This is a genomic window from Mucilaginibacter kameinonensis (genome assembly GCF_003675385.1).
GTDB classification, from domain to species: Bacteria; Bacteroidota; Bacteroidia; order Sphingobacteriales; family Sphingobacteriaceae; genus Mucilaginibacter; species Mucilaginibacter kameinonensis.
Map to the genome: position 1 here is coordinate 1,121,326 of NZ_RCWZ01000001.1, position 26,182 is coordinate 1,147,507.

Genomic DNA, 26,182 nt, shown 5'->3' on the forward strand with positions numbered 1-26,182 from the left:
GAGTCTTCGACAGGCTCAGACTGACAGGTCTGACTAGGGGGGTAATTCATTAGGAAAAAAAATTAAATCCGAAATCGAACATTTGAAATCCGAAATCACAAAACCTGGTTAAACTCCAACCGCTCACCATCCGGCCCGGTAATGTTAAAATATTTACAGCCGTTTTTCCAGAATTGCAGAAATACAGGTTCGGGTTCAAGGATATTTAAGCCTGCTTCTTTAACGGTTTTAAATGTAAGGTCGATATCATCCACATCAAAGGCCACATGATCCACATGCCCGTTTGAACGCGCACGAATCTCAGCTAATGAAACTTCGGGAAGCTGATACAATTCCATGATCATGTTGCCGCGCTGCATCATGATGCAGGTGCCAGTACCGCCATTATCCGTAAACGGGGCCTGCATTACGTTGTTGAAGCCCAGTCTGCTGTAAAATTGCTGTGATACTTCAATGTTGGTTACCGGTATACCTATATGTTGTATGCCGTTAATTGCTAAATTTATAACGTTTGCCATGTTGATAATCAGCTATTTGTTTGAGCTTCTAATATACGTTTAAACACAAGGAATAAATTTAAGTTGCGGAGCCAATAAGCGATATTATCATCCGGTCATCATTTTACACAGCCTTAACACATTTGATGTAAATTGCTGTTAAACTTGCACCAATTAAAACATATTCATATTAATGAAAATCGGAATTGTTTGTTACCCAACCTTTGGCGGAAGCGGGGTTGTTGCCACTGAACTTGGTAAAGCCCTTGCAGACCGTGGTCACCAGGTTCATTTTGTAACCTATAACCAACCTGCGCGGTTGGATCTCTTTTCCGAAAACCTGTTCTATCACGAAGTTTCGGTTTCTAACTATCCGCTGTTTGATTTTCCGCCCTATGAGCTGGCCCTGGCAAGCAGGTTGGTTGATGTGGTGCGTCATGAGCAGTTGGATGTACTACATGTGCACTATGCTATCCCCCATGCTTCGGCCGCTTTTATGGCTAAGCAGATCCTGATGACCTATGGCATTTATATCCCGGTAGTAACTACACTGCACGGTACTGATATTACCCTGGTTGGTAAAGACCGCACCTTTAAACCCGTGGTAACTTTTTCTATCAACCAAAGCGATGGCGTAACCGCGGTCTCGCAAAATCTTAAGGATGATACTTACAAGTTTTTTGATATTAAGAAGGACATCCTCGTGATCCCTAACTTTATTGATCTTACCAGGTTCAGCCTTAAACCTAAAGATCACTTTAAGAAAGCGATTGCTCCTTCGGGCGAAAAGATCCTGGTACATACCTCCAACTTCCGTAAGGTAAAACGTACCGAAGATGTGGTGAAGATTTTTGCCAAGGTGATTAAAAAAATCCCATCTAAATTGTTGATGGTGGGCGATGGTCCGGAACGTTCTATGTGCGAACAGCTTTGCCGCGATTTGGGTGTTACCGATAACGTACGCTTTTTAGGTAAACAGGATGCCGTTGAAGAAATCCTTTCCGTATCCGATCTGTTCCTGATGCCATCTCAATCAGAAAGTTTTGGTTTGGCGGCGCTGGAAGCGATGGCTTGTAAAGTGCCTGTGATTAGTAGTAACGCAGGAGGTTTGCCCGAATTAAATGTTGACGGATTAACTGGATTTTTGAAAGAACCGGGCGATATAGATGGTATGGCCGAAAAAGCAATATTTATTTTGGAAGATGAAGAACGTTTAGCTAAATTTAAAGAAAATGCGCTGGCGCACGCCAAAGAGTTCGAATTATCTACCATTTTGCCCAAGTACGAGAACTTTTATTTAGAAGTAATTGAGCAAAGTAAAGCTAAGGCTGTTTAACCAACAGTTGTAATAAACCTGATACAATTCTGAAAATATTCTTAAAAAGTTAAATTTTATCGGTTTCGTTAATTAATTTAGTTTTTCACTCCTAAAAGTTAAAACTTATGGCAAAGCACACACTAAAAAGCGGACAACTCCTTAAGTACATCGGAAAGAAATGGAAAAACCTGCATATAGGTCATCCATTAAAATTTATGGGGTACGATGAGAATAGTTTCGCCGACATCTGGGTGGAATACCAGGGTAAATTAATGCTTCTGGCTCTGAAGGATGTGGAAACACTAAGCATTGCTTAAGTAGAATAACTTGAGCCGGTCGGTTCAAGCCGGCCTGGAAAAATAGCCTTACTCATGCACACGTGCTAAGTAAGGCTATTTTGTTTTAGAAAAAAAGAAACCTATATTAGCATCACAAAAGGAAATGGTGTCTTCCTACTTAACCGCCCTAAAAAGCTGATGGCGCCTACAGATAATTAACTCACAGGCTTTTGTCCTGTGCTAATTTTTTGTGGGTAAATAAATATCAGCAGTATGCAAAACCAACTTTTTTCTTCGCAACATTTCGCAATTCTAAAAAACGCCCTCCGGTGGACGGTCATTATCATTCCTATAGCTGTAGTTATTGGTAGTGCGGTGGCGTTGTTTCTGTGGTTGCTGAGTTGGGCTATTCATTTTAGGTTTGCACACAACTGGTTGTTGTACCTGTTGCCGCTGGCCGGTATTGCTATCTTTTTTATCTATAAGCTTTTTGGCGGCTCTGCCGAAAAGGGAAATAATTTGATTATTGACGAGATCCATAACCCCGGCGGAGGGGTGCCTAAACGGATGGCCCCGCTGGTGCTCATTACTACCTTCATCACGCACTTGTTCGGTGGTTCGGCCGGGCGTGAGGGTACGGCCGTGCAAATGGGTGGCAGTTTAGCTCAGATGATAGGTAAATGGCTAAAGCTGAATGATGCTGACACGCAGACGGTACTTACCGCAGGTATAGCCGCGGGCTTCGGGGCAGTGTTTGGCACGCCATTAACCGGCGCTGTTTTTGCCATGGAAGTATTAACCATTGGCCGGGTACAGTATAACGCACTGCTGCCCTGCCTCATAGCTGGTATAGTTGGCGACGTAACGGTAGCAGCCTGGGCCGTTCATCATACGCCCTATCATATCGATATTATCCCTCTTATCCCGCATTGGTTTTCGGGATATATTTCAACCGATCTGTTGCTGATCATGAAAACGATAGTAGCGTCAATTGCTTTCGGCCTGGCCAGTTACCTGTTTGCGAAAATGGTTCATGGTATTAAAAGCTTTTTTACCAAATACATAAAAACGCCCTGGCTTATCCCTTTTATTGGCGGCTTGATCATCATAGCGCTTACTTTCATTAACGGAAAACCCGATTATTTAAGCTTAGGTGTGGATGCCGAACATTTGGGTGCCATTACTATTCCCTCGGCATTTCATGCCGGCGGTGCCGATACCTGGAGCTGGCTCTGGAAAACAATTTATACTACGGTAACGCTTGGCACCGGTTTTAAAGGCGGCGAGGTAACACCGCTGTTTTATATCGGCGCTACTTTGGGCAATACTTTGTCCAGTGTACTGGATGCGCCGGTAAGCCTATTTGCCGCTTTAGGCTTTATTGCTGTTTTTGCGGGAGCAACCAACACACCACTGGCTTGTACTTTTATGGGGATAGAGCTTTTTGGAGGCGAACATGCCTTGTTGTTTGCCGTGGCATGTTTTACTGCTTACCTTTTCAGCGGGCACACCGGTATCTACGGTTCGCAAAGAATTGGTGTAACCAAACTCAGTGATGATCCGACTGATGACAAAACGCTTTCGGACGCAATGAAAAAGCGTAGTTACCTGTACCAGAAACTGGCAAAATACAGCCCATTAAAAGGAAACGATTAAGATTTACTTAGTAGCTGTAACTACGATATAAGGCGATAACAGTCTTGATTCAATCGGGATAATTTTGGTGAAAACCTTGCCTGCTACCCAAACCAGTTTGGTAATTGCCTTAGCAATGGCAGGTTTGTTAGCCTTATCTTCCAGCCAGACAGAAAATTTGCCGTAGTAATAAGCTTCAACATTTTTCAGCCCAAGCTCTTTACAGTAGCCGGCCAGTAAGGCAGGGTTCATGCTGCTGATGTTATGCTTTTCGTAGTTGTTAAGATCGTAGTTGCGTTGTACCCAACCATTAACACCGGTGAAATTAGGCAGTGTAATGAACAGCGTGCCACCCGGTTTCAGAAAAGAAAGGTGCTTTTCGATAATGCCTTTGGTGTCGTTAAAGTGCTCTATTAATCCGCATGAAAGCACCAGGTCATATTCGGTTTCGGGTTGATATTTGAACAGGTCGCCTTCAATAACCGCGATATCTTTGTCGCTAAGCTGATTGGCATCCAGTACCTCTTTCAAAACTTTTGGGTGAACGTAGAAATCAAACAATGTAGTTTTGAGCCCGAAATACTTCTTCAAAAAAATAGCGAAATAACCCGGAAAACCACCAAGCTCAATGGCCGAGGCTGGTTTGTTGGCATCTGTAATGTTTTTCAGCAGCTTATGAAAAGTATAATTAACCGGCACATTAAAAGCCAGATCTTTTTTTGATTCCCAGTAACCGGCCCAAAATGCCTTGTCGGTGAGTTCGTTGCTCATGGGTGCAAATGTATAAAAAGTAGGCAGTATTCAGTTTGCAGTTCCAAGTTCATTTAGCCGGCATCGGATTAATATGGTATGTTTTTGGAAATCTTAAGGATATCTTTAAATTAACCGGTTTGTATAGGATGATATGCCAAAAACATTTGTTGTAGGAGATATTCACTGTTGCTATGATGAGCTTATGGCGCTTGTTCAAAAGATAGGCTTAACTGCTGAAGATACCCTTATTTCTGTTGGCGATATAGTTGACAGGGGCAATAAGTCGAAAGAGGTTTATGAATATCTTAAATGCAGGCCTAATACCAAAGTGCTAATTGGCAATCACGAAAGAAAACACATGAGCGGCGTGTTGAGCTATGCGCAGGAGATTGTCAAAGTGCAACTTGGACAAGATTATCAATCGTTTTTAGATTGGTTAGGTACGCTCGGCTATTATCATGAAACAGAAGAGGCCATTATTGTTCACGCTGCTTTTGAACATGACAAAGCCTTAAGCCAGCAAAAAGAAGAGGTATTGAGCGGGGCGACAGCCGGCGAGCGTTATTTAGAAAAAAAATATCTGCCTGAAACTTACTGGAGTGAATATTACAAAGGGGAGAAGCCTGTCATTTATGGACATCACGTGGTAGGCGATATGATCCAGATAAAACACAATACTTACGGCATTGATACCGGCGCATGTCACGGCGGTTTTTTGACGACCATCGAGCTGCCAGGCTTTATTGTTCATCAGGTAAAAGCTAAGCAAGATTATTGGAAAAGTGAGCAGAAGATCTGGCAAACACCTGTTCTGAAGTCTAAAGACTGGCCTAACATGGAGTTTATCACCATCACAAAACAATTGGAAAAGCTATCATTTGTTGAAGAGGCAGAAGCCCGGAAATTTTTAAATAACATGGAAAAATGGATAACTGCGCTGGAGAATTTAATCCCGGTATTAAAGGCCCGGATAGATTTATTCACGTTGGAATTATTGAACATCCACCAGGAGCAATTTAGCATTGAGACAAGCAAGCTTGATTTCAAGACATTCGTTTTTAAGAGCAAAGCCAATAATTTAAAACTTGATGATCTGAAGAAAGGACTCAATACCCCTCAAAAGATCATTCATATTGCCAGGCAACTGAATGTTGGTTGCCCTGTGATGTAAGTACATTATATGCTCGAGGTGATGCTTCTGTTTTTGGCCGATTAAAAACATCGTCAATCTATCTTATCTTTATCAGCAAAAAAATTAATGAAGTTAACTGTATCAGATCATAAAACAGGCGGCGATCTGTTGTTGATAAGTGGTGAGGAAAGTTTTGACCGCTTTTTTTACACCCGGGATAAGGCAAAGAAATATTTTACCATAGCCTGGAACAGGGGCGGGCAGCAAACTATCAATATAGATGGCGCCAATCACCTATTCAACACGAATACATTACTGCCGCTGATGTTTGATCAAACCTTTACTTTCGAAAAACCTGCCGATATTGTTGCCTGGCAGTTTAACCGCGAATTTTACTGCATAGTTGACCATGATACCGAAGTAAGCTGTGTGGGCTTCCTTTTTGGTTTAGGTGATTTGTTATTCATTCCGCTGGATGATCCTAATGCTTTAAGACTTAAAGTATTACTTGACATTTTTACCCAGGAACTGCACATTAAAGATAAGATCCAGAACGACATGCTGATCATGCTGTTAAAGCGGTTGATCATTATGGTGACGCAGATGGCCCGCACAGAATATATCCCAACGGAAAATAACCAGGATCAAAAGCTGGATATATTCCGGAAGTTTAACCTGTTGGTTGAAATGAATTTCAAAAACGAGCATTCGGTTAACTTTTATGCGGGACTGATGAATAAATCGCCCAAAACACTATCAAATATTTTCTCGCTTTACAACGACAAAACACCTCAGCAGGTGATCCAGTCACGTATTATTGTTGAGACCAGGCGCTTACTTAGCTACACTACCAAGTCGGTTAAACAAATTACATATGAGCTGGGGTTTGAGGATCCGGCCTATTTCTGCAATTTTTTCAAGCGGCATACCAAACAGTCGCCTGCCGAATTCAGAAGCGAAAAAACACAGCCCGTATTGGCATAATTAAATCTTTTTTTTTGTGAGCCGGTAAATTATTTGCCGGCTTTTTCATTTTTACCGGGGTTGTTAGATAAACCGGGAAGAAATTACAATCTTTCGGGAACTGGCGACATTTCGCGCCTGCCGCATTTGGGGCACTTTTGTATTGTTAAATCAAACACAACATTTAAAATCAAAACAATATGAAAACTCCATTATTCAAAAACAGCATCAAAGCAGGTTTGCTTAGCCTTGTATTAGTCCTTGTAACAGTTTTAGGCTTTAAATCATCTGCACAGGCCCAGGCCGTTAAAAATGTGGTGTTGGTGCACGGCGCATTTGCCGATGGATCTGGCTATAAAGCATTGTTTAACGAACTTACCAAAAAAGGATATAATGTTACTGTGGTGCAAAACCCACTATCTTCTTTAGAAGACGATGTTAGAGCTGTAACAGCTGCGCTCGACAAACAGGATGGTCCGACTATATTGGTAGGACATTCATGGGGTGGTACAGTGATTACCGAAGCAGGTAACCACCCGAAGGTAGCAGCCCTTGTTTATATCGCGGCACTACAACCAGACAAGGGGGAAACATCCGTTCAATGGTTGCAAACTGCTCCTCCGGCTCCTGAAAATGGTGTATTAGCACCAGATGACAAAGGCATAGTTTATTATGACAAAGCTAAATTTCACGCTGGTTTTTGTGCCGATATCAGCAAAGAAGAAGCCGATTTTATGTATGCTTCACAGGGTGCCTTTTATGCTAAAGGATTTATTACCCCTATCACTAACCCTGCCTGGAGAAATAAACCTGCTTACGGCATAGTTGCTACCGAGGATAAAAGTATCAACCCAGATATCGAACGTGCCATGTACAAACGCTCAAATACCATAATAACCGAGATAAAAGGCAGTCACGTGGTATTTATGTCTCAACCAAAAGCAGTTGCAGCTGTAATTATCAAAGCAGCAGAAAATGCTGCCGCAAAAAAATAAATAAAAGCATTTTTCAAATAGCAAGAAGCTGTATGTTTTATGAACATGCGGCTTTTTTGATTTATACGAAACTTCCTTTTGAGGAAGCTGTCGGCACACATCTCCAGTTTCTTGCGCCGTTAGGTGCTACCTGTTTGTAGAATAGAATTTCAAAACATTTATTTTGCACCGTCGGTGCTACCCTAATCATCGATGTTTATATTTAATGCTGAGAGGGTAGCCTCTACGTGGCAAAAAATTATTAGCGTTATTTTTCTACAAATGGGTATCCCCTCCGGGGAACTCGAAGTAATAAGACTGCTTACAAACAATAACTCATAGCATTAATAGAAAACCATACCCTCTGCTACCGCAAGATACAGCCTGGTGGTAGCGGAGTAGCCCTCAACGTCATTGCGAGGCACGAAGCAATCCCCGATTAACAGGTCCGCCCTGTATAGTTCGCGATTGCTTTGTGCCTCGCAATGACGTTTTTATGTTGGATTTATGGCTTACCCTTTGAAAATCCTCCGCTACCGCCAGGCTGTGCCTTGTGATAGCAATAGGCCATTTATTGCTGCAAACGGCCACGCCTACTGCAAACTCTTAAAAGCATACCCTTCCTTACTCCAAACTTCTAAAGCCCTTGGCAATACATACTCCAAGCGCTTAAAGGCTTTGATGCTGTCATGAAATACCACCATTGATCTGGCTTCGGTATGTTTAAGCACGCCTTTTAAGCAGTCTTCGGGCTTAAGGGCGATATCAAAATCGCCGCTGAGCACATCCCACATAAAAATATTCAGATCGGGTTTGGCCGTTTTCAAGGCGCGGACCTGTGCCCTCTTTATCCTGCCGTAAGGGGGCCGAAACAAGGGTGTATCCAGCAATTTATCGGCTTCTAAAAAATTATCGAGATAGGTCTGAGTATCAGTTTTCCAACCTTTGAGGTGATTGAACGTGTGATTGCCAATGGCATGACCATCGGCTTTTACCTGTTCAAAAATATCGGGGTGTTTGCGTACATTGTCGCCAATGCAAAAAAAGGTGGCTTTGGCATTATATTGTTTTAAAATATTTAATACAGCCGGTGTAACAATTGGTATAGGGCCGTCGTCAAAAGTGAGATAAATGCAACGGTCAGTTGATCTTATATCCCATGTTAGTTCGGGATAGAGCTTTTTCAGCAGCCAGGGAGTTTTAACCAGGTACATACAGATGAGGTAGTTTGTGTTTTATCCCTATTAACAACATTTAACAAAAATAAACACTGCAATGTAATGAACAGTTGCTTACCATTGTATAGAAAAACCTTATGAAACTAAAATTACTACTATCAGTTAAAGCAACGCTCATTTGCACAATTATATTTTCGGTATGCGGCTTTAATGCCCGCGCGCAGGAAGTAATAGGCCTGCAAAAAGCGGTAGATCTTGCCCTTGATCGCAACCTTACCATTAAACAAGCCGAATTTACAGCAGCAGTTACTAACGAAGACCTTAAACAGTCGAAGTACAACCAGCTGCCAAATTTAGCGGTTAGTCCGCAAGGCTCGTTCAATTTTGGCCGTAATATCGACCCTTCAACTAACCAGTTCAGCAATCAGCGTATCCTGGCGGTTAACGGCAACTTTACCTCGCAGTTAACCTTATTTCAGGGCGGGCAATTGCGTAATACAGTAATTCAGAATAAGATCTTACTTGATGCCGATAAAACCAATGTGGCCAAGGTGAAAAATGATCTGATCCTGAATGTGGTTACTACTTACCTGTTGGTGCTAACTAATCAGGATTTGGTAACTGCCGCTCAGCAACAAATTGATGTATCCAAAATAGCCTTAGATCGTGCCCAGAAAAATTTCGACGTAGGTAATCAAACTCTTGCCGATCTGTCACAGGCCAAAGCACAGCTGTCTACCAACGAGCTTAACTATACCAATGCCGAGAATCAGCTGGAGCAGTCATTGCTTACCTTAAAGCAATACATGGAAATGGATCCGGGTGCAGATATTAAAGTTGAAAGACCGGACATCAGCAAGCTCAATAATGTACAAACCGTTTATAACGCCCAGGAAGTAGTGAAAACCGCGCTCGCTGTAAACCCCGACGTATTATTAGCAGAGCAACGCCAAAAAGCTGCCGCACAGGGTGTAAAAATAGCTCGGGGTAATTATTATCCATCGGTAGTATTGTTTGGTGCTGCAGGTTCGTACTTCTCTGATGCGAAGAATACACCTTTTGGTGTCACGCCAACAGGTAAATTTGATACCGTTGGTTTTGTTCAAAATTCGCAACAAGCGGTTGTAGTACCCAACTATAAGGTTGGCTATAAAAGTAATCCATTTTTCAGGCAGCTGAGCGATAACTTTAATCAATCGGTAGGGGTTAGCTTGCAGATTCCTATTTTCAACAGGTTCCTTTCGCGCACCGCGGTACGCAAAGCTAAATTGCAAAACCAAAATGCGGAAGTTACCGCGCAGTTGGCCCGCAATAACCTGAGCAAGATCATTTACCAGGCTGTGTGGGATTTGCAGGCTGCCGACAAGCGTTATGTATCTGCTACGCAAACCTATAATGCAAATAAAGACGCCTTTAACATCATACAGCAACGCTATACTGTAGGGTTGGTTAACTCACTTGATTATAATACATCATTAACTAATCTCAACAAATCGCAGTTTGATATGATTGAGGCGCAATACCAGGTGGTTTTCAGAAGCAAAGTCATTGACTATTATTTAGGTAACCCTATAACACTATAATAAAATCTTAACCGTAAAATATCCAAATTCACCGTCATGGGAAAAACTACTAAATATATTCTGATAGGTCTTGGCGCCCTGATTGTCCTGCTGATTGTTGCTAAGGCAACAGGCCTGATAGGTAAGCCTGCGCTAACCCAGGTAGCTACCGAAAAGGCCGAAACACGTGAAATAAATGAAACTGTATCGGCCAGCGGAAAAATTAAACCGCATGTTGAGGTTAAGATAAGCCCGGAAGTATCTGGCGAGGTGGTTGAGCTGCCTATTAAAGAGGGTGATGTGGTAAAGAAAGGCCAGCTGCTTTGTAAGATCAGGCCAGATATTTTAAAATCAGGTTATGACCGTGCTATCGCGTCATACAATACGCAAAAAGCAAGCGTAGGTAATTCAAACCAGATGCTTAAGCAAGCCGAAGCCACCTATAATAATCAGGCAGGTATCTACAAACGCAGTAAAGAGCTTTTTGATAAAAAGGTATTAACCATTTCGGAATTTGAAAATGCCAAAGCTGCTTATGAAGGTGCTAAAGCATCTCTTGAGGCTGCCAAGCAAAACGTGGTTGGTTCACAATATGGTTTAGCCCAGTCGCAGGCATCGGTTAAGGAAGCACAGGACAATCTGGCAAAAACAACTATTTATTCGCCGGTTGATGGTGTGGTTTCAAAACTATCCGTTGAAAAAGGCGAACGCGTTTTGGGTACGCAACAATTTGCCGGTACCGAGATCATGACAATTTCCGATTTAAGCAAGATGGATGTTAACGTTGATGTGAATGAGAACGACATTAACCGTATTTCGCTTGGCGATTCGTCAAAAATTGAGGTCGACGCATTTTTAGGCAAGAAATTTACCGGTGTGGTAACTGAAATAGGAAGCTCGGCAAACGTAGTAGGTACATCTGCCGACCAGGTAACCAACTTTACCGTAAAAGTGAGGATCAATGCTGAATCGTATGTTGCTTTGTTAAAGAAAACTGCTGATAACCCATCGCCTTTCCGCCCCGGATTAACCGCTACTGTTGATATCAGCACTAACTCTGCTAAAGCATTGTCGGTACCAATTCAATCGGTAACCACCCGCGAAGAGAAGAAAGAAGAGAATGGTCCGCCAAAAGCTGACGACGACAAGAGCAAGCCACAGATCAGCCCGATAGCTAAGGAATATGTATTTGTGCTAAATGCTGGTAAATTAAAACAGGTGCAGGTAACTACCGGCATCCAGAATGATAGTTATATCCAGATCTTATCTGGTTTAAAAGGAGGTGAAGAGGTTGTATCGGCTCCGTACTCAGCCATTTCAAAAACATTGAGCGACGGTCAAATGGTTCAGAAAGTAGATAAATCAAAGCTATTTAACGCTGATAATACTAAGTAATTGATTTTAGATGTGCAGATTTCTGTGCAAATGAAGAGTTAGTTTTTATAGCGCCCGGCGAAGCCGGGCGTTTTTTGTTATGCATAGAAATTAACTGCCGCGGGTTTAGCGATAGCGTAACCCGTGGTGTATAATGGTTTCAGCTTTCAGCTTAAACTATATTCTCCGGAAGCTGGAAGCTTCCCCAATGCTAGCCACAGGTTACGCTATCGCTAAACCTGCGGTAGTGTAAAGGGTATGAAGACAGTTTTCCCTATTCGCCAATCTGCATAATATTTCATTAATTTGCTGTGCCGATTAAAACCTGGCGATGATATTTCTATTATTTATTAATGGGTAAAAAATTAAACAAGATCACAGTTGTTGGTGGGGGAAGCTGGGCTACGGCCAATATTAAAATGCTTATCGACAACACTACCGAAAAAGAAATTTTTTGGTGGATGCGTAATGCCGAAGCTGTGGAACATCTGCAAAAGTTTGCGCACAACCCTCACTACTTAAGCTCGGTAGAGATCAAACTTCCTGAGCAAAATATATCTACCAATCTGAAGCCGCTTATAGCGGCTGCGGATATTGTACTGCTCAATGTACCTGCCGCTTTTTTGAAAGAAGCACTAAAAGATATTACCGCTGCCGATTTGAAAGGGAAAAAGATAGTATCGGCCATAAAAGGTATAGTGCCCGACGAAAACCTGATAATTGCCGAATTTCTTCATCAAAAATACGATATATCGTTTGATGACTTTATGGTAATCAGTGGTCCGTGCCATGCCGAAGAGGTTGCGCTTGAAAAATTATCGTACCTCACCATAGCTTCCGGCGATACCGAGCTGGCTTCGGAATTTGCCGGTATGATCAATACCCGGTATATCAAAACCAATATTTCTGACGATATATACGGCACCGAATATGGCGCGGTATTAAAGAATGTGTATGCCATTGCCAGCGGTATTTGCCATGGTGTTGGCTACGGCGATAATTTTCAGGCGGTGCTGATCTCCAACGCTATTCGCGAATTAGAGCGTTTTGTGGCCGCTGTGCATCCTATTGACAGGGATATAAAAGAATCGGCCTACCTGGGCGATCTGCTGGTTACCGCTTATTCACAGTTTAGCCGTAACCGTACATTTGGTAATATGATAGGCAAAGGGTATACTGTAACATCGGCACAACTGGAAATGAATATGGTTGCCGAAGGATACTATGCAGTAAATTGTCTACATGAGGTTAATAAGCAATATGGTGTAAGCATCCCCATTTGCGAGGCCGTTTATGCTATTTTATATCAAAAACGCTCACCTGTGATAGAAATGAGAAATTTGGCCGAAAAATTGAGTTGATTCTTACTAAAAGAAACTTAATTACTGTCACTTATGAAAAATCTATTTAAAATAGCCTTGTTTGCCGCAGGCACATTTATGGTTAGCCCCGGCTTTGCCCAAACGCATAAAGATTCGACCCTTGGCGGTAAAATCAGCAAGACCACTAAAAAGATAGGGCACAAAACGTCAGAGATTGCCGTTAAAGGCGCAACTGCGGTAGCCGATAAAAAATATGCCGGTAAGGTTGGCCCTAATGGCGAAACCATCTACATTGATAAATACTCACACTATTTTTATGTAGATAAGAAAGGGCATCGTGTATACTTAAAAAAATCTCAGCTGGTTGATAAACCTGCGCAATAATTAAATCCGATAAAGGCGTAAGCCGTTCTGAAAAATCCTGATCCGTCATGAAAAAGTTTGCTCCGATATTTGCTGCAGTTGCAAGCATGTTACTGGTTTATTCTTGTTCAACCGCGCCGGCCCCCAATAAAAAGCTGGAAGGTAACTGGAAGTCAAAAGATGGTTCAACCAAGCTTTCCATAACCGATAAAGATTTTATTATGGATGATGGGCAGGCCAGTAAAGAGGATTATTTTGTAAAAAGTGATACTATTTACACCTCATACCAGGGGAGCAGGCCTTATACCAAGTTTTGTATTAAGGAACTTACCGATAGTAAGCTAACGCTTTGTTATCCCGACTCGGATATTGTTGAGTTTAGCCGTTAAACAACAAAAGCCTTTATTCCCGTATGCAGCGGTTAAAAGGCTTTGTTAACAAAACTAAACTAAAACTAATGCTTCTTACTAAAGGAAGCTCATGAAAACCACCACATGCTTTGCACATGGTGGTTTCTTTATGATGGATGATTAAAATCTCCTTCTGCGTTCCGGGCGATCTTCACGGGGCTTGCCTGAAAAATCACGGAAACCGCCACCATTGTGTTCGCGACGCTCGTTGCCACGGTAACCACCGCCTTCGCGACGTTCGCCACCACGGTATCCGCCTTCACGACGCTCGCCACCACGGTAACCACCACCTTCACGGCGCTCGCCACCACGGTATCCACCTTCACGGCGCTCGCTTGTGCCTTCGCCTGAAATCTCAATCCTTACCGGGCGACCTTTGTATTCTGCTTCTTTGAAGCTGCTCATCACTTTGTCAACATCTTCGTTCTGAACTTCAAAGAAAGAATACACGCCTTTAACGTCGATCTTACCTACGGTACGACCGCTGATTTTGGTAGTGTTACAGATGTAACCCAACAAATCGCCACGGTTAAACTCGTCAACCGAACCTAAGTTTATAAATAAACGGGTGAAGTTGCCACGCACGCCGTTACCGCGTTCGCCACGATCTTCAAACCTGTTACGGCCTTCTTCAATGTTGGCGTTTAGGTCAGGAGCGTTTTTATAATAATCAAGGAAACGGTTAAACTCAATTGAAGCAAAGCGTTTAATGAAATCTTCTTTGGTGAAATCTTTAAACTCGTCGTAAATACGTGGCAGGTATTGCTCAATCTGCTCTTCGTTTACAGTTACATTATGTACTTTGTGAACAATAGAGAACAATTGTTTTTCGCAAACATCAAAACCTGTTGGGATTTCGGCTTTTACAAACTTTTTACCAATAACACGCTCAATCTGACGGATTTTGCCTAATTCTTTAGCGTTAACGATAGAGATTGATACACCTGTTTTACCTGCACGGGCTGTACGGCCGCTACGGTGGGTGTAGTTTTCAATTTCATCAGGTAGTGAATAGTTAATAACGTGTGTTACGTCATTAACGTCGATACCACGTGCTGCAACGTCAGTAGCAATTAACAATTGCAGGCTGCGCTCACGGTAGCGTTTCATCACTTTATCGCGTTGTTGCTGTGACAGGTCACCGTGTAATGAATCGGCATTATAGCCGTCTTTAATCAGTGACTCAGCAATTTCCTGGGTTTCAATTTTGGTACGGCAAAATACGATACCAAAAATATCAGGGTTAAAGTCAACAATACGTTTAAACGCGGCATACTTGTCACGGGCACGTACTATATAGTACTCGTGCTCGATATTGGCATTACCAGTGTTTTTTGCGCCCATAGTAAGCTCAAACGGATTGTCCATGTACTTTTTGGCGATCCGCCTAACTTCTGCAGGCATGGTGGCCGAGAATAGCCAGGTTTTTTTCTCTTCGGGTGTGGTAGATAAGATACTATCAATGTCTTCCTGAAAGCCCATGTTGAGCATTTCATCAGCCTCATCCAATACTACATACTTCACAGCCGAAAAGTCTATAGCCTTACGGTTTATGATATCAAGCATACGACCTGGTGTAGCAACTACAATCTGTACGCCGCGTTTGATCTGGCGTAACTGATCCATAATGCTTGCACCACCATAAACTGCAACAACATGTACGTTGTTCATTTTTTTGGCGTAATTCTTAATGTCGTTCGCGATCTGTAAACAAAGTTCGCGTGTTGGGCATAAAACAAGTGCCTGTGGATGATTTTCTTCGAAATCAAGCAGTTCCAACAATGGTAGGCCAAAGGCAGCAGTTTTTCCGGTCCCGGTTTGGGCTAATCCGACAAAATCGTTGCTGCCTGTTAACAATACCGGGATTGACTGCTCCTGGATTGGTGTAGGATTTTCAAATCCTAATTCAGAGATGGCATTAACAATATCATGACGGATTCCCAGTTCAATAAATGGGTTGTTCATGAATTAAAATAACGAATTTGACAACATCGTCAAATCGGGCGCAAAGATAGTGTTTATGTTTTACAATTCCAATAGCTTGGTTAGGATAAAATTGCGTTTGATGGTATTATTGCGAATAAGCTACTAAATAGCTGAAAAAAAACCAGTTAATTAATGATCTCATAACATGGATTTTATTTTTTGAGGGTTTTTGAACTTGCTTTTTTGATCAAAAGCTTATTTGCAACGGCGAAAGCTACAGGTTTTTCAGTATTTTTTTACATCCGGATCACAAGGATCAGCTTGTTATTTAACCTAAACTAAAAGTATAGAAAAGAAAAAAGCCAGACTTATGACTTCCGGCTTAGTGCTGTTGACTTAATGTTAATATAAGCTTACCTCAACCTGTCGGCCGATTTTACCAGTTTCTCATCTTTTTGAATGCTTTTTTGCGCAAAAATGATGAGTATGATACTTAACGAGGTAAGGAACAGGCCAATACCCATAGTGTGGGTGTCGAGTGTAATGCTGCCGGCTGTGCCCTTAACGGTTTGCGCCATCCAAAAGCTATAGCCAATAAGCACAAGTATAGCGCTGTAGCAAAATGCTATTTGCTGCTTGCGGTTTTTATATAAAAAGATAATAACTAACGGAACAAGGGCCACAATAGCGGTTATGGCAGTAAGGGCCACAAAAGTTTGGGTATGTTGCTGCGCGCCATTAACATCCTGGTAAATACCGGTAACCATAATGCTTGACGGCTTATCATTAATATAAACGTTGTGGGCAAGCGGGAAAAAGAAAAGGCCAAACAGCACAAGGCTGGCGAATAAAAGGTAAATGCTTTGGATGCGTTGAAGCATAGTATTAAAATTATATGGGCAAATATAATTGTTTTGCTTATAGTATGTAGTCGATTTGTTGCAGCCCCGAAATACTATGACCAAATTATGAACCCTGCATCATTGGCAGATTATTAACTTTGCCTTTGTGAACATCAATCAGCGTTATTTTATTGAACTGGCTTATAATGGTACTGCCTATCACGGCTGGCAGGTACAGCAAAATGCCGTAAGCGTGCAGGAGCTGTTAAATAAGGCCCTTAGCACCATTCTTCGTCAGCCAATAGAAACAACCGGCTGCGGCCGCACAGATACCGGTGTGCACGCCAAAGAGTTTTTCGCGCATTTTGATGTTGGGGGTAATGGTTCATCGTTCATAGATCATGGTAAGGCCGATGGCTATGAACCATCAACTATTAACCATGAACAGGTGGTGAGGGGCCTAAACGCCCTGCTTCCTTACGATATCGCCATAAAAAATGTGATCCCTGTTCATGCCGATGCGCATGCCCGGTTTGATGCTACGGCGCGGTCGTATCAGTATCACATCCATTTTAATAAAGATCCATTTTTACAGGGATATTCATGGCAGTTGCGCGATGTGCCAAATCTTGAGCTGATGAACCAGGCGGCGGCTGTCATGATGGAGTATATTGACTTTAGCTGTTTCAGCAAATCAAACACCCAGGTTAAAACCAATAACTGTAAAATAACCCGGGCCGAATGGGTGAAGACAGATAACGGCATAGTTTTTCATATCACTGCCGACAGGTTTTTGCGCAACATGGTTCGCGCTATTGTTGGTACCTTAATGATGATTGGTCGCGAAGAATTGAAACCGGAAGCTATCCGCGAGATTATTGAAAGTAAAAACCGTTCAAACGCCGGTACAAGCGTACCCGCCTGCGGGCTGTATTTGACAGAGGTTAAATATCCGTACTCCTTAAGCCCCCTAACCCCCTGAAGGGGGAACTATGGCGGAGGGCAGGCGAGATTGGATGATATATAATTATACTTTAACTTTGAAATAGTGGCTAAAGAAAAAAAAGATACTAAGGAAGAAGCTTCAGCATCAACGAATGGGGAAGCGACCAAACAAGCAGCACCTCCGCCAGCTGGCGGAGGCGGGGGGGGCGTAACCGGAAAGGCTTTAGACTGGAAACTGCTTGGCAGGGTAATGCATTATGTTAAGCCTTACAACAAAACATTTGTTATAGCCACCTTCCTTACCATTTTCATTGCGGTCAACGCTTTGATACAACCAATCCTGATTCAGCGTACATTGGATGTTAACATCCTGAACGACGATTATAACGGCCTGGTTTTTATGGTTGAGCTCATGATAGGTCAGCTTATTATTCAAACCATTGCCCAGTATTATCAAACCTATTCGACCAATGCGCTGGGGCAGTATGTTATTCGCGATTTGAGGATTGACATCTTTAATCATATTACCAGTTTACGATTAAAATACTTCGACCGTACACCTATCGGGATGCTCATCACCCGCACGGTATCCGATCTGGAAACCATTGCCGATATTTTTTCGGAAGGGTTAATCTCTATCATGGGTGATATGCTGCTGGTAGTTGCCGTAATTGGCTATATGCTTTGGCAGGACTGGAAGCTGGCCCTGATCACCCTCATCCCGATGCCGTTCCTGTTTGCTTCAACTTATGTATTTAAGGAGGCCATCAAATCATCGTTCCAGGAGGTGCGTACACAGGTGGCGAGGCTCAATACCTTTTTGGCCGAGCATATTTCGGGTATCAGCGTGATCCAGATCTTCGCCCGTGAAGACCAGGAAATGCGCAAGTTTAAGGCTGTGAACGAAAAGTACCGCGATGCCAATATCCGTTCAAACTGGTATTATTCGATATTTTTTCCGGTGGTAGAAATTCTGTTTGCCATATGTATGGGCTTGCTGGTTTGGTATGGTTGTAAACGGATGCTTTCCGACAGCCAGATGGCAACTATCACCGTATCTGGCAAGGGAATTACTCCGGGCCTGATCACCAGTTTTATTGTGTTGCTTAATATGCTGTTCAGGCCTATCCGCCAATTGGCCGATAAATTTAACACCCTGCAAATGGGCATGGTTGGCGCCGACAGGATCTTTAAAGTATTAGATACCGACGAGGTTGTTGAAAATAAGGGTACGCTTACCACAGGCAGGTTGCAGGGCGATATCAGCTTTGATAAAGTTTGGTTTGCTTATAATGACGAAAACTGGGTACTTAAAAACATCAGCTTTCATATTAAACCAGGCGAAACCCTTGCCTTGGTGGGGGCCACCGGTGCCGGTAAATCATCAACTATTAATATCCTGAACCGTTTTTATGAGATAGGCCAGGGTTGTGTTAAAGTTGACGGGCATGATATTCATGACTTTGATATAAATTATCTGCGCTCGCAAATAGCTACCGTGATACAGGATGTGTTTTTGTTTAGCGATACCATTGCCAATAACATCAGCCTGAATAATCAGGCCATTACGCGTGAACAGATCATCGCCGCCGCCAAAGATGTTGGCGCACATGATTTTATTGAGCGCCTGCCCGGAGGGTATGATTATAATGTGATGGAACGCGGCTCTACGCTTTCGGCAGGGCAATCGCAGCTGATCTCGTTTATCCGTGCGTTGGTTTATAACCCGGCAATTTTGGTGCTTGACGAAGCTACCTCATCTGTTGATACCGAAACAGAGATCCTGATCCAGAATGCTATCAATAAATTAATGGAAGGCCGTACGGCTATCGTGATAGCCCACAGACTTTCAACCATTCAAAACGCCGACAGGATCATTGTTCTTGACCATGGCGAGATTATGGAAATGGGCACTCACCAGGAATTGCTTAAAATCGAGAATGGCCATTACCGGAAGTTGTATGACCTGCAGTTTAACTCGGCGGGGATTGCGAGATAGGTAAATATTACATCATGTCATAGCGAGCGAAGCGTGGCAACCGCACGGAAGCATGGCCGCCCTGTATAGCAAGCGATTGCTTCGTCGTTCCTTCTCGAAATGACGCTTTGAGATGACTCACTTCTTCGGTACACTCTTAACCGAATGCACAGGCTGCTCTTCTTTTTCATGCTTTTTTGCGATATCGCCACCATGCGGGTTATCTGCATGATATTGTTTATCTTCTTTCCGCACCTTGCTTTTATGCCCATTATCGGCCGGCCTGTGGGTCGGTGTATCTGATGGTGAAGGTTTATCTTTTTCGTTTGCTGGCTTTGTCATAATTTAATAACAAAGGCAATGATGCTTTGTTTAACTCCAGATTTATATCAGAATTTGGTTTTTAATTTGTCTGTATCGGGATTGTCTGAATCAGAATTTACAGAATTTTTAAATTTTCAGAATTACCTGTCAGGGTAGCCAAGTCGTCAAAAGCGATAAATTCTGTTAATTCTTAAATCCTGTAAATTCTGATCCGGTTAGCTGTTAATAAATGTTAAATATGTTAGCTAAGGCGCTATTAAACATATTTATAAGCAATAAACTTTTACCTTTAGGGTGGGTTTCTTATTTTCGCAGAAATATGATATTAATTTGAAGGGGCAGTGGCCTCAAATCTCAAATCGGATATCTAACATCTAACAAACGTAAATGGAAGAATTTGAAGCAAGCGCATCCTCTAAAAAAACAAAAACCATCTACATTTCAACTGTATTTGGTATTGCCATGGTGCTGTTAATGGTAGGATTGCTGGGGTTAATACTGGTATACGCTAAAAATATTTCGAGCTATGTTAAGGAAAACATCGTACTTAATATTTTTGTTGATGATGCCGCCCACGAAAGCGATGTATTACAGCTTCAAAAACAACTGGATGGCAACGTAATGGTAAAACAAACCCAATACGTGAGTAAAGAACTTGCCGCCCGTAACCTGCAAAAAGACCTTGGCGAAGACTTTGTGAAGTTTCTCGGTTATAATCCATTATCACAATCGGTTGATGTTTACCTGAAAGCCGATTATGCGAACAATAAGGATATAGAGAAATTTAAAGCCGAACTGCTGAAAAATCCATTGATAAAAGAGGTTAAATACCAGCAATCATTGGTTGATCAGATGAACCAGAATGTAACTACTATCAGCCTGATCATCCTTACCTTCGCAGGTATTTTTGTGGTGCTTTCGGTAGCGTTAATTAACAATACCATTAGGCTGGCTATTTATTCACAGCGTTTCCTGATCAAATCAATGCAGTTGGTTGGGGCTACTAAAGGGTTTATCCGCAAGCCTTTTTTACTATATGGTATCTGGCATGGTTTACTGGGCGGGTTAATTGCTATTATCCTGCTGATAGGAACACTATATGTTGCTTATGATAATGTGCCCGACCTGGTGTTTTTACAAAACTATACCGAGTTTGGTATTGTGTTTTTAGGTGTTGTTGGTCTGGGTATTTTTATATCGGGCTTTAGCACCTTTTTAGCAGTTAACAAGTTTTTACGTTTAAAAATATACGATCTGTACAGATAGGTAGGTTAAAGGCGAAAGGATAAAGCCTAAAGGTTTTTCCTCTGCTTTAAATCACTAATTCACTAAATCAATAATTCAGTCATTAAAAAAGATATATGGCACAAAAATTTAAACCAAGCGCTCCTGTAAAACCAGCAGCAGCGACAGCTTCGGCAACAACTGCAGGTGCTGCAAAAGCTACCGCGCCAACGCAACCAGTGCAATTTATATTCGATAAAAGCAATTACCGTATGCTGATCATCAGCGTTGCGGTTGTAGCTTTGGGTTTTGTGCTAATGTCGGGTACAACTGATATTTACAGTACAACCAAAATAGTTATTGCTCCCATCGTAGTTTTGGGCGGCTTTGCTTTAGGTTTCTTCGCTATTCTTAAAAAGCCTTCGGCTAATTAAACAGTAATCATGCTGGTTTTTACAGCAGGTATGTTCAAATCTAACGAACATTCCTGCTGTAAATAACGTATACTTCTACCTCAACCCCTTAAATCCCCAATGAATCTCATCCATGTTATTATCCTTGCAATAATTGAAGGGATAACTGAATTTTTGCCCGTTTCATCGACAGGGCACATGATCATCGCCTCATCGGTAATGGGCATAGCCGCCGATCCCTTTGTTAAACTGTTTACTGTTGCCATACAGCTGGGCGCTATTTTATCGGTAGTGATCCTGTATTGGAAAAGGTTTCTGCAGTCGGTTAATTTTTATTTAAAGCTGTTTATCGCTTTTATACCCGCAGCAGTATTTGGAGTATTATTCAGCAAAAAGATTGATGCATTGCTTGAAAGTGTTTATGTAGTTGGTATTACCCTTTTTGTAGGTGGTATCATTTTATTGTTTGTTGATAAGTGGTTTAATAAACCAACCGTTAAGCAAGAAAAAGATATCAGCAATTTAACAGCATTTAAAATTGGTTTTTTTCAATGTTTGGCTATGATTCCTGGTACATCTCGTTCGGCTGCTACAATTGTTGGCGGTATGACCCAAAAGCTAAACCGTACAGCTGCTGCCGAGTTTTCATTCTTTTTAGCTGTGCCTACTATGTTTGCCGCAACTGCTAAGAAGCTGTATGACTTCCATAAAGAAGGCCACATATTTACCGGTGAAGAAATCAAATTACTGGCAATAGGCAACGTTATAGCATTTATTGTTGCCATGCTTGCCATAAAAACATTCATAACCTTTTTAGAGCGCAAAGGCTTTAAAATATTCGGCTGGTATCGTATTGTTGTTGGCGCCATAATTATTGGCTTGATGCTGAGCGGTCATCAGTTACAAAATATTTAACAGGATATTTCTTTTAGGATCGGATATCTGCAAAGGTTTTAAATTTTGCGGATATCCGATTTGTTTTTTTACTGCAGTTTTCCTTCCTTCCGCCATCAAGTCGAAAATCGTACCTTTGCGAAAAAATCGGATGGGTTGATCCGACTAAATAAAAGATTTGAAGAATACGTACACTAAAATAGAGGAATTTGCTGAAGGTCAGCTTTTACTGGTTAACAAACCTTATCAATGGACAAGCTTTGATGTGGTTGGCAAGCTCCGCAATTCATTTAAACCGCTAAAATTAAAGGTTGGTCACGCGGGAACGCTTGATCCGTTGGCTACCGGTCTGCTGATCATCTGCACAGGTAAAATGACCAAGCAGATAGATATCTTTCAGGCCGAAGAAAAGGAATATACCGGTACAATGGTATTAGGCGCTACAACGCCCTCGTATGATATGGAAACCGAGCCTGACAAAAGTTTTGACATTAGCCAACTCACCGAAGAAAGGCTCCGTAATAACTGCGGACAGTTCATAGGCGATATACAGCAATATCCTCCGGCACATTCAGCCATAAAAGTTGATGGCGAGCGTTTATATGAAAAAGCGCGCCGGGGCGAGGAAGTGGAGTTGAAGTTGCGCAACGTAACTATAACCGAATTTGAATTAACCCGAGTTGAGTTGCCCGAGATTGATTTCAGGGTGGTGTGCAGCAAGGGTACTTATATCCGGTCGCTGGTGAATGATTTTGGAGCTGCCTTAAGTAATGGCGCTTATCTGTCGAAGTTAAGGCGTACACGCAGCGGCAACTTCAGGATTGAAGATGCCTGGGAAGTAATGGAGCTGGTAAATACCGTTAGGGAATTGAAGACATCAGATACGCACGCGGCACGGTAAAGGAAATTTACAAAGCGCAAACACTCCTGTTGTTAATCCCATCAACTAAAAATTAACTTTGTGTTTTACTCATATAATTAATGAGGGTTTATCATAACATTGACGAATTTACAGCGGTAAACAATGCGGTAGTCACCATCGGCACATTTGATGGGGTACACATCGGGCACCGTAAAATTATATCAGGCATTAAGGAGCTGGCTGCAAGCACCGGCGGCGAAACCGTGATCCTTACTTTTTTCCCGCACCCGCGCATGATATTGCACCCGGAAGATGAAAGCCTTAAACTGATAACTACTATTGCCGAAAAGGCCGAACTTATGGAAAAGCTTGGGGTTGATCATTTGATCATTACTCCTTTTTCCAGGGATTTCTCCAATCAATCGGCCGAAAGCTATATCCGTGATGTGCTGGTAAACAAGATCGGTACAAAAAAAATAGTGATAGGTTACGACCACCGTTTTGGGAAAGACAGGCAGGGAGGTTTTGAAGACCTGCAACGCCTTGGCCCGGTTTATGGGTTTGACGTGGTAGAAATCCCCGAGCAGGATATCAATGAGGTGGCTATTAGTTCAACCCGCATCCGTAACGCGCTTTTAAGCGGCGATATTGATCTGGCAAACGCCTTTTTAGGCTATCCATTCTTTATTACCGGAAATGTTGTGCGCGGCGATCAGATCGGCCGTCAGTTAGGTTATCCAACTGCCAATATCGTTATTGAAGAAAAATACAAGCTTGTTCCATGTGATGGCATTTTTGCCGTAACGGTTATCATTGCCGATCAGAAATATAAGGGAATGGCCTATATCGGCAGCCGCCCAACGGTTAATGGCCTCACCCGTAATATCGAAGTAAACATTTTTGATTTTAACCAGGAGATCTATAACCAAACCATCCGGATGGAGTTTCACCACTATATCCGCGGCGATGTAAAGTTTTCATCACTTGACGAGCTGAAAGTGCAGTTGGCGCAGGATAAGGTGGATGTGTTAAACCTTGATTTTTAGGATTTAAGGATTACCTTGAGCTTAGTATCAGGTAATCCTTAAATCAGGCAAATCACGGTTCTGTTTTTAATGCTTAAAAAACGACAGATAGATCTGCTTCACAATATGATACGCTGCAAAAGCGAAAAATAATACCGCTATGCTTGTATTAATAAGTTTATTGCTTAACGCAAATTTATCCTGGATATACTTTGCAAATTTGGCATAAATAAACAGGCATAAGAATGCACCCGCTGCCGAGCCTAAGCTAAAAATAACCAAGGCTACGCGACCGTCAAGGATCCATTCGTGGGTAATGAGATAAGTGCCGGTCACCATCCAGAAGGGTACCTGCATGGGGTTTAAGAAGCCCAATAAAATACCATATTTAATACTGGCATGCTCAGAGTAATTAGCCTTAGGTGGCGCGTTACGATGGATCCAGGTAATGTATCCCATTACGCCAAACAAAACAACCATGATCCAGTCGATGATAGTACCCAATTTCAACTGTCCCGAAAGCCAGCGAGCGGCATGCATGATGAAATACGTAAAGAAAAATTCAACGGCCGAGAACGCGGTTATGAAGCGTACGGCTTCTTTAATGCCACGGTTTATGGTGATCTGTACTAAAGTTAGGTTTATGTTGCCGGGTGGTATATAGCCTATAAAATTGGCTATAAGCCCGATGAAAAAAGTCAAAAATATCATCGCAGCAAAGATAGGGTGTTAATTGGAGTTGGCAAATGGGCAGATGTGCAAATTTTAAATGTGCAGATTTCAGATGTAAAGATTAGCGCAACCTCAATAATGCCCTCCCTAATTTAATTTATTGATTGGCACATCTGCATATTTGAAATCTACACATCTTATAATAGTTTGCACATCTGCACACCTGAAATTTGCACATCTATAATTATTACATTTGCAAACTTTAACTTGTTAACATGCCAACTGAAAAAATAGTTTCATTGCTGCCAGCCGCTACCGAAATAATTTGTGCTTTAGGATTAGAGAAAAACCTGGTGGGGCGCTCGCACGAGTGCGATTTTCCGGAAGCAGTAAAGCAATTGCCGGTATGTACCGAAGCTAATTTTCCTGATGGCCTGAGCAGTGCTGATATTGATGTAAAGGTAAAGGAGATCCTGGCCGACGCGCTTTCGGTTTATACGGTAAAGCGTGAGCAAATTAAAGAACTTGCACCTGATGTAGTTGTAACCCAAGCCCAATGCGAGGTTTGCGCCGTATCGCTAAAAGATGTAGAGGAAGCGCTGGAAAACTATCTTGATAAACAAGCTCAAATTATATCGTTGCAGCCCAATAGCCTTGACGATATTTTTAATGATATCACCAAAGTTGCCGATGCGCTAAACGTGCCGCAAGCCGGTGCCGAACTGCTTGAAAGCCTGCAGGAACGTGTTGATATCATTAAACATAAGCTAAAATTTGTTGACAGTAAGCCAACGGTGGCTTGTATTGAATGGCTTGAACCTTTAATGATATCCGGCAATTGGGTGCCCGGTTTAGTAAACATTGCAGGCGGAACACCGGTATTGGCGCAGGATGGCAAACATTCTCCCTATGTTGCCTGGGACGATATTCTGCAACAGGATCCGGAAGTTATTGTAGTAATGCCCTGCGGTTTCAGCATTGAACGCACCATGCGCGAAATTAACCTGTTACTGGATCGCCCGGGTTTCGCATCGCTCAAAGCCGTAAAAAACGACAGGTTTTATATAGCCGACGGTAACCAATACTTTAATCGCCCGGGCCCCCGCATTGTTGATTCCGTCGAGATCCTGGCCGAGATCATCCGACCTAAGCAATTCATTTTTGGTTATGAGGGTGAGGGTTGGATTAAGTTTTCGTTGTAAACACCGTTAAATACGTTTTCAGTAGAGACGCATCACATGCGTCTATCTTCTTCATCTGTTAAAAGACGCATGTGATGCGTCTCTACACGGATAAAAATACTTATTAAAATAATTTA

General features: G+C 42.3%; 26 protein-coding genes and 1 riboswitch. Of the genes, 19 read left to right on the forward strand and 7 right to left on the reverse strand.

The window, feature by feature from the left end; translation table 11 throughout:
• Positions 1–95: 95 nt before the first annotated feature.
• Positions 96–518, reverse strand: coding sequence for a VOC family protein (locus tag EAH55_RS05025; protein ID WP_121808704.1), 423 nt, complete (start codon positions 516–518; stop codon positions 96–98).
• Positions 519–690: 172 nt separating this feature from the next.
• Between EAH55_RS05025 and bshA the strand changes: the two genes are divergently transcribed.
• From bshA to EAH55_RS05040, 3 genes are all read left to right on the forward strand, one after another.
• The gene (gene bshA / locus EAH55_RS05030) at positions 691–1,833 is read left to right on the forward strand and encodes an N-acetyl-alpha-D-glucosaminyl L-malate synthase BshA (protein WP_121808705.1); all 1,143 of its coding nucleotides are present in this window, start codon (positions 691–693) and stop codon (positions 1,831–1,833) included.
• A gap of 107 nt (positions 1,834–1,940) precedes the next feature.
• Positions 1,941–2,132 (forward strand): hypothetical protein, encoded by a 192-nt coding sequence (locus tag EAH55_RS05035; protein ID WP_091215242.1) that lies wholly within the window; start codon positions 1,941–1,943, stop codon positions 2,130–2,132.
• Between the two features lie 111 nt (positions 2,133–2,243).
• Positions 2,244–2,308, forward strand: a riboswitch (Fluoride riboswitch).
• Positions 2,309–2,366: 58 nt separating this feature from the next.
• The gene (locus EAH55_RS05040) at positions 2,367–3,749 is read left to right on the forward strand and encodes a voltage-gated chloride channel family protein (protein WP_121808706.1); all 1,383 of its coding nucleotides are present in this window, start codon (positions 2,367–2,369) and stop codon (positions 3,747–3,749) included.
• A gap of 3 nt (positions 3,750–3,752) precedes the next feature.
• On the opposite strand, the gene EAH55_RS05045 is transcribed toward EAH55_RS05040, so the two are convergent.
• Entirely contained in the window at positions 3,753–4,499 is a 747-nt protein-coding gene (locus EAH55_RS05045; RefSeq protein ID WP_121808707.1) for a class I SAM-dependent methyltransferase, read from the reverse strand.
• A 133-nt stretch (positions 4,500–4,632) separates the two neighbouring features.
• Here EAH55_RS05045 and EAH55_RS05050 point away from each other — a divergent pair, with 133 nt between their 5' ends.
• The 3 genes from EAH55_RS05050 to EAH55_RS05060 all read left to right on the forward strand — a co-directional run bounded on the left by EAH55_RS05050 (position 4,633) and on the right by EAH55_RS05060 (position 7,571).
• Positions 4,633–5,652, forward strand: a complete 1,020-nt coding sequence (locus EAH55_RS05050) for a metallophosphoesterase (protein ID WP_121808708.1) — start codon at positions 4,633–4,635, stop codon at positions 5,650–5,652.
• An 87-nt stretch (positions 5,653–5,739) separates the two neighbouring features.
• The gene (locus EAH55_RS05055; protein ID WP_121808709.1) at positions 5,740–6,597 is read left to right on the forward strand and encodes a helix-turn-helix domain-containing protein; all 858 of its coding nucleotides are present in this window, start codon (positions 5,740–5,742) and stop codon (positions 6,595–6,597) included.
• 179 nt (positions 6,598–6,776) lie between these two features.
• The gene (locus EAH55_RS05060) at positions 6,777–7,571 is read left to right on the forward strand and encodes an alpha/beta hydrolase (protein WP_121808710.1); all 795 of its coding nucleotides are present in this window, start codon (positions 6,777–6,779) and stop codon (positions 7,569–7,571) included.
• A 572-nt stretch (positions 7,572–8,143) separates the two neighbouring features.
• Here EAH55_RS05060 and EAH55_RS05065 read toward each other — a convergent pair.
• Positions 8,144–8,764, reverse strand: a complete 621-nt coding sequence (locus EAH55_RS05065) for a polysaccharide deacetylase family protein (RefSeq protein WP_121808711.1) — start codon at positions 8,762–8,764, stop codon at positions 8,144–8,146.
• Between the two features lie 101 nt (positions 8,765–8,865).
• Between EAH55_RS05065 and EAH55_RS05070 the strand changes: the two genes are divergently transcribed.
• From EAH55_RS05070 to EAH55_RS05090, 5 genes are all read left to right on the forward strand, one after another.
• A complete protein-coding gene (locus EAH55_RS05070) occupies positions 8,866–10,311 on the forward strand; it encodes a TolC family protein (RefSeq protein ID WP_121808712.1) in 1,446 nt (481 codons plus the stop codon).
• Positions 10,312–10,347: 36 nt separating this feature from the next.
• Positions 10,348–11,685 (forward strand): efflux RND transporter periplasmic adaptor subunit, encoded by a 1,338-nt coding sequence (locus EAH55_RS05075; RefSeq protein WP_114939915.1) that lies wholly within the window; start codon positions 10,348–10,350, stop codon positions 11,683–11,685.
• Between the two features lie 332 nt (positions 11,686–12,017).
• A complete protein-coding gene (locus tag EAH55_RS05080; protein ID WP_121808713.1) occupies positions 12,018–13,025 on the forward strand; it encodes an NAD(P)H-dependent glycerol-3-phosphate dehydrogenase in 1,008 nt (335 codons plus the stop codon).
• A 33-nt stretch (positions 13,026–13,058) separates the two neighbouring features.
• Positions 13,059–13,370: a hypothetical protein gene (locus tag EAH55_RS05085; protein ID WP_121808714.1), complete on the forward strand. Its 312-nt coding sequence runs from the start codon at positions 13,059–13,061 to the stop codon at positions 13,368–13,370.
• A gap of 47 nt (positions 13,371–13,417) precedes the next feature.
• Positions 13,418–13,738 carry a hypothetical protein gene (locus EAH55_RS05090; protein WP_121808715.1) on the forward strand — a complete coding sequence of 107 codons (321 nt, stop codon included), beginning with the start codon at positions 13,418–13,420 and terminating at the stop codon, positions 13,736–13,738.
• A 141-nt stretch (positions 13,739–13,879) separates the two neighbouring features.
• Here the strand turns inward: EAH55_RS05090 and EAH55_RS05095 are convergent, their stop codons facing one another.
• Positions 13,880–15,724, reverse strand: a complete 1,845-nt coding sequence (locus EAH55_RS05095; RefSeq protein ID WP_121808716.1) for a DEAD/DEAH box helicase — start codon at positions 15,722–15,724, stop codon at positions 13,880–13,882.
• A 374-nt stretch (positions 15,725–16,098) separates the two neighbouring features.
• Positions 16,099–16,566: a DUF4293 domain-containing protein gene (locus EAH55_RS05100; RefSeq protein WP_121808717.1), complete on the reverse strand. Its 468-nt coding sequence runs from the start codon at positions 16,564–16,566 to the stop codon at positions 16,099–16,101.
• 127 nt (positions 16,567–16,693) lie between these two features.
• Between EAH55_RS05100 and truA the strand changes: the two genes are divergently transcribed.
• Positions 16,694–17,509 carry a tRNA pseudouridine(38-40) synthase TruA gene (truA, locus tag EAH55_RS05105; RefSeq protein WP_121808718.1) on the forward strand — a complete coding sequence of 272 codons (816 nt, stop codon included), beginning with the start codon at positions 16,694–16,696 and terminating at the stop codon, positions 17,507–17,509.
• 213 nt (positions 17,510–17,722) lie between these two features.
• Positions 17,723–19,471 (forward strand): ABC transporter ATP-binding protein, encoded by a 1,749-nt coding sequence (locus EAH55_RS05110; RefSeq protein ID WP_121809036.1) that lies wholly within the window; start codon positions 17,723–17,725, stop codon positions 19,469–19,471.
• Between the two features lie 117 nt (positions 19,472–19,588).
• On the opposite strand, the gene EAH55_RS05115 is transcribed toward EAH55_RS05110, so the two are convergent.
• On the reverse strand, positions 19,589–19,792 hold the full coding sequence (locus EAH55_RS05115) for a hypothetical protein (protein WP_121808719.1): 204 nt from the start codon (positions 19,790–19,792) through the stop codon (positions 19,589–19,591).
• A gap of 369 nt (positions 19,793–20,161) precedes the next feature.
• On the opposite strand from EAH55_RS05115, the gene EAH55_RS05120 reads away from it, so the two are divergent.
• The 5 genes from EAH55_RS05120 to EAH55_RS05140 all read left to right on the forward strand — a co-directional run bounded on the left by EAH55_RS05120 (position 20,162) and on the right by EAH55_RS05140 (position 24,213).
• Entirely contained in the window at positions 20,162–21,040 is an 879-nt protein-coding gene (locus EAH55_RS05120; protein ID WP_112574763.1) for a cell division protein FtsX, read from the forward strand.
• Between the two features lie 95 nt (positions 21,041–21,135).
• Positions 21,136–21,432, forward strand: coding sequence for a DUF3098 domain-containing protein (locus tag EAH55_RS05125; protein WP_121808720.1), 297 nt, complete (start codon positions 21,136–21,138; stop codon positions 21,430–21,432).
• 99 nt (positions 21,433–21,531) lie between these two features.
• Positions 21,532–22,326 (forward strand): undecaprenyl-diphosphate phosphatase, encoded by a 795-nt coding sequence (locus EAH55_RS05130; RefSeq protein WP_121808721.1) that lies wholly within the window; start codon positions 21,532–21,534, stop codon positions 22,324–22,326.
• 157 nt (positions 22,327–22,483) lie between these two features.
• Positions 22,484–23,206 carry a tRNA pseudouridine(55) synthase TruB gene (gene truB, locus EAH55_RS05135; protein WP_121808722.1) on the forward strand — a complete coding sequence of 241 codons (723 nt, stop codon included), beginning with the start codon at positions 22,484–22,486 and terminating at the stop codon, positions 23,204–23,206.
• An 80-nt stretch (positions 23,207–23,286) separates the two neighbouring features.
• The gene (locus EAH55_RS05140) at positions 23,287–24,213 is read left to right on the forward strand and encodes a bifunctional riboflavin kinase/FAD synthetase (protein WP_121808723.1); all 927 of its coding nucleotides are present in this window, start codon (positions 23,287–23,289) and stop codon (positions 24,211–24,213) included.
• A 66-nt stretch (positions 24,214–24,279) separates the two neighbouring features.
• Here the strand turns inward: EAH55_RS05140 and EAH55_RS05145 are convergent, their stop codons facing one another.
• The gene (locus tag EAH55_RS05145) at positions 24,280–24,903 is read right to left on the reverse strand and encodes a LysE family transporter (protein WP_121808724.1); all 624 of its coding nucleotides are present in this window, start codon (positions 24,901–24,903) and stop codon (positions 24,280–24,282) included.
• A gap of 236 nt (positions 24,904–25,139) precedes the next feature.
• Here EAH55_RS05145 and EAH55_RS05150 point away from each other — a divergent pair, with 236 nt between their 5' ends.
• Positions 25,140–26,066 (forward strand): cobalamin-binding protein, encoded by a 927-nt coding sequence (locus EAH55_RS05150; protein ID WP_121808725.1) that lies wholly within the window; start codon positions 25,140–25,142, stop codon positions 26,064–26,066.
• Positions 26,067–26,182: the final 116 nt, after the last annotated feature.

Bases quoted from the DNA above. Each gene is read 5' to 3' on its own strand.
- EAH55_RS05100 (WP_121808717.1), bottom strand. From the start codon at position 16,566: ATGCTTCAACGCATCCAAAGCATTTACCTTTTATTCGCCAGCCTTGTG.
- EAH55_RS05075 (WP_114939915.1), top strand. From the start codon at position 10,348: ATGGGAAAAACTACTAAATATATTCTGATAGGTCTTGGCGCCCTGATT.
- EAH55_RS05065 (WP_121808711.1), bottom strand. From the start codon at position 8,764: ATGTACCTGGTTAAAACTCCCTGGCTGCTGAAAAAGCTCTATCCCGAA.
- EAH55_RS05080 (WP_121808713.1), top strand. From the start codon at position 12,018: ATGGGTAAAAAATTAAACAAGATCACAGTTGTTGGTGGGGGAAGCTGG.
- EAH55_RS05090 (WP_121808715.1), top strand. From the start codon at position 13,418: ATGAAAAAGTTTGCTCCGATATTTGCTGCAGTTGCAAGCATGTTACTG.
- EAH55_RS05140 (WP_121808723.1), top strand. From the start codon at position 23,287: ATGAGGGTTTATCATAACATTGACGAATTTACAGCGGTAAACAATGCG.
- EAH55_RS05050 (WP_121808708.1), top strand. From the start codon at position 4,633: ATGCCAAAAACATTTGTTGTAGGAGATATTCACTGTTGCTATGATGAG.
- EAH55_RS05110 (WP_121809036.1), top strand. From the start codon at position 17,723: ATGCATTATGTTAAGCCTTACAACAAAACATTTGTTATAGCCACCTTC.
- EAH55_RS05145 (WP_121808724.1), bottom strand. From the start codon at position 24,903: ATGATATTTTTGACTTTTTTCATCGGGCTTATAGCCAATTTTATAGGC.
- EAH55_RS05115 (WP_121808719.1), bottom strand. From the start codon at position 19,792: ATGACAAAGCCAGCAAACGAAAAAGATAAACCTTCACCATCAGATACA.
- EAH55_RS05040 (WP_121808706.1), top strand. From the start codon at position 2,367: ATGCAAAACCAACTTTTTTCTTCGCAACATTTCGCAATTCTAAAAAAC.
- EAH55_RS05055 (WP_121808709.1), top strand. From the start codon at position 5,740: ATGAAGTTAACTGTATCAGATCATAAAACAGGCGGCGATCTGTTGTTG.
- EAH55_RS05025 (WP_121808704.1), bottom strand. From the start codon at position 518: ATGGCAAACGTTATAAATTTAGCAATTAACGGCATACAACATATAGGT.
- EAH55_RS05070 (WP_121808712.1), top strand. From the start codon at position 8,866: ATGAAACTAAAATTACTACTATCAGTTAAAGCAACGCTCATTTGCACA.
- EAH55_RS05125 (WP_121808720.1), top strand. From the start codon at position 21,136: ATGGCACAAAAATTTAAACCAAGCGCTCCTGTAAAACCAGCAGCAGCG.
- EAH55_RS05045 (WP_121808707.1), bottom strand. From the start codon at position 4,499: ATGAGCAACGAACTCACCGACAAGGCATTTTGGGCCGGTTACTGGGAA.
- bshA (WP_121808705.1), top strand. From the start codon at position 691: ATGAAAATCGGAATTGTTTGTTACCCAACCTTTGGCGGAAGCGGGGTT.
- EAH55_RS05085 (WP_121808714.1), top strand. From the start codon at position 13,059: ATGAAAAATCTATTTAAAATAGCCTTGTTTGCCGCAGGCACATTTATG.
- EAH55_RS05035 (WP_091215242.1), top strand. From the start codon at position 1,941: ATGGCAAAGCACACACTAAAAAGCGGACAACTCCTTAAGTACATCGGA.
- EAH55_RS05150 (WP_121808725.1), top strand. From the start codon at position 25,140: ATGCCAACTGAAAAAATAGTTTCATTGCTGCCAGCCGCTACCGAAATA.
- EAH55_RS05095 (WP_121808716.1), bottom strand. From the start codon at position 15,724: ATGAACAACCCATTTATTGAACTGGGAATCCGTCATGATATTGTTAAT.
- EAH55_RS05060 (WP_121808710.1), top strand. From the start codon at position 6,777: ATGAAAACTCCATTATTCAAAAACAGCATCAAAGCAGGTTTGCTTAGC.
- EAH55_RS05130 (WP_121808721.1), top strand. From the start codon at position 21,532: ATGAATCTCATCCATGTTATTATCCTTGCAATAATTGAAGGGATAACT.
- EAH55_RS05120 (WP_112574763.1), top strand. From the start codon at position 20,162: ATGGAAGAATTTGAAGCAAGCGCATCCTCTAAAAAAACAAAAACCATC.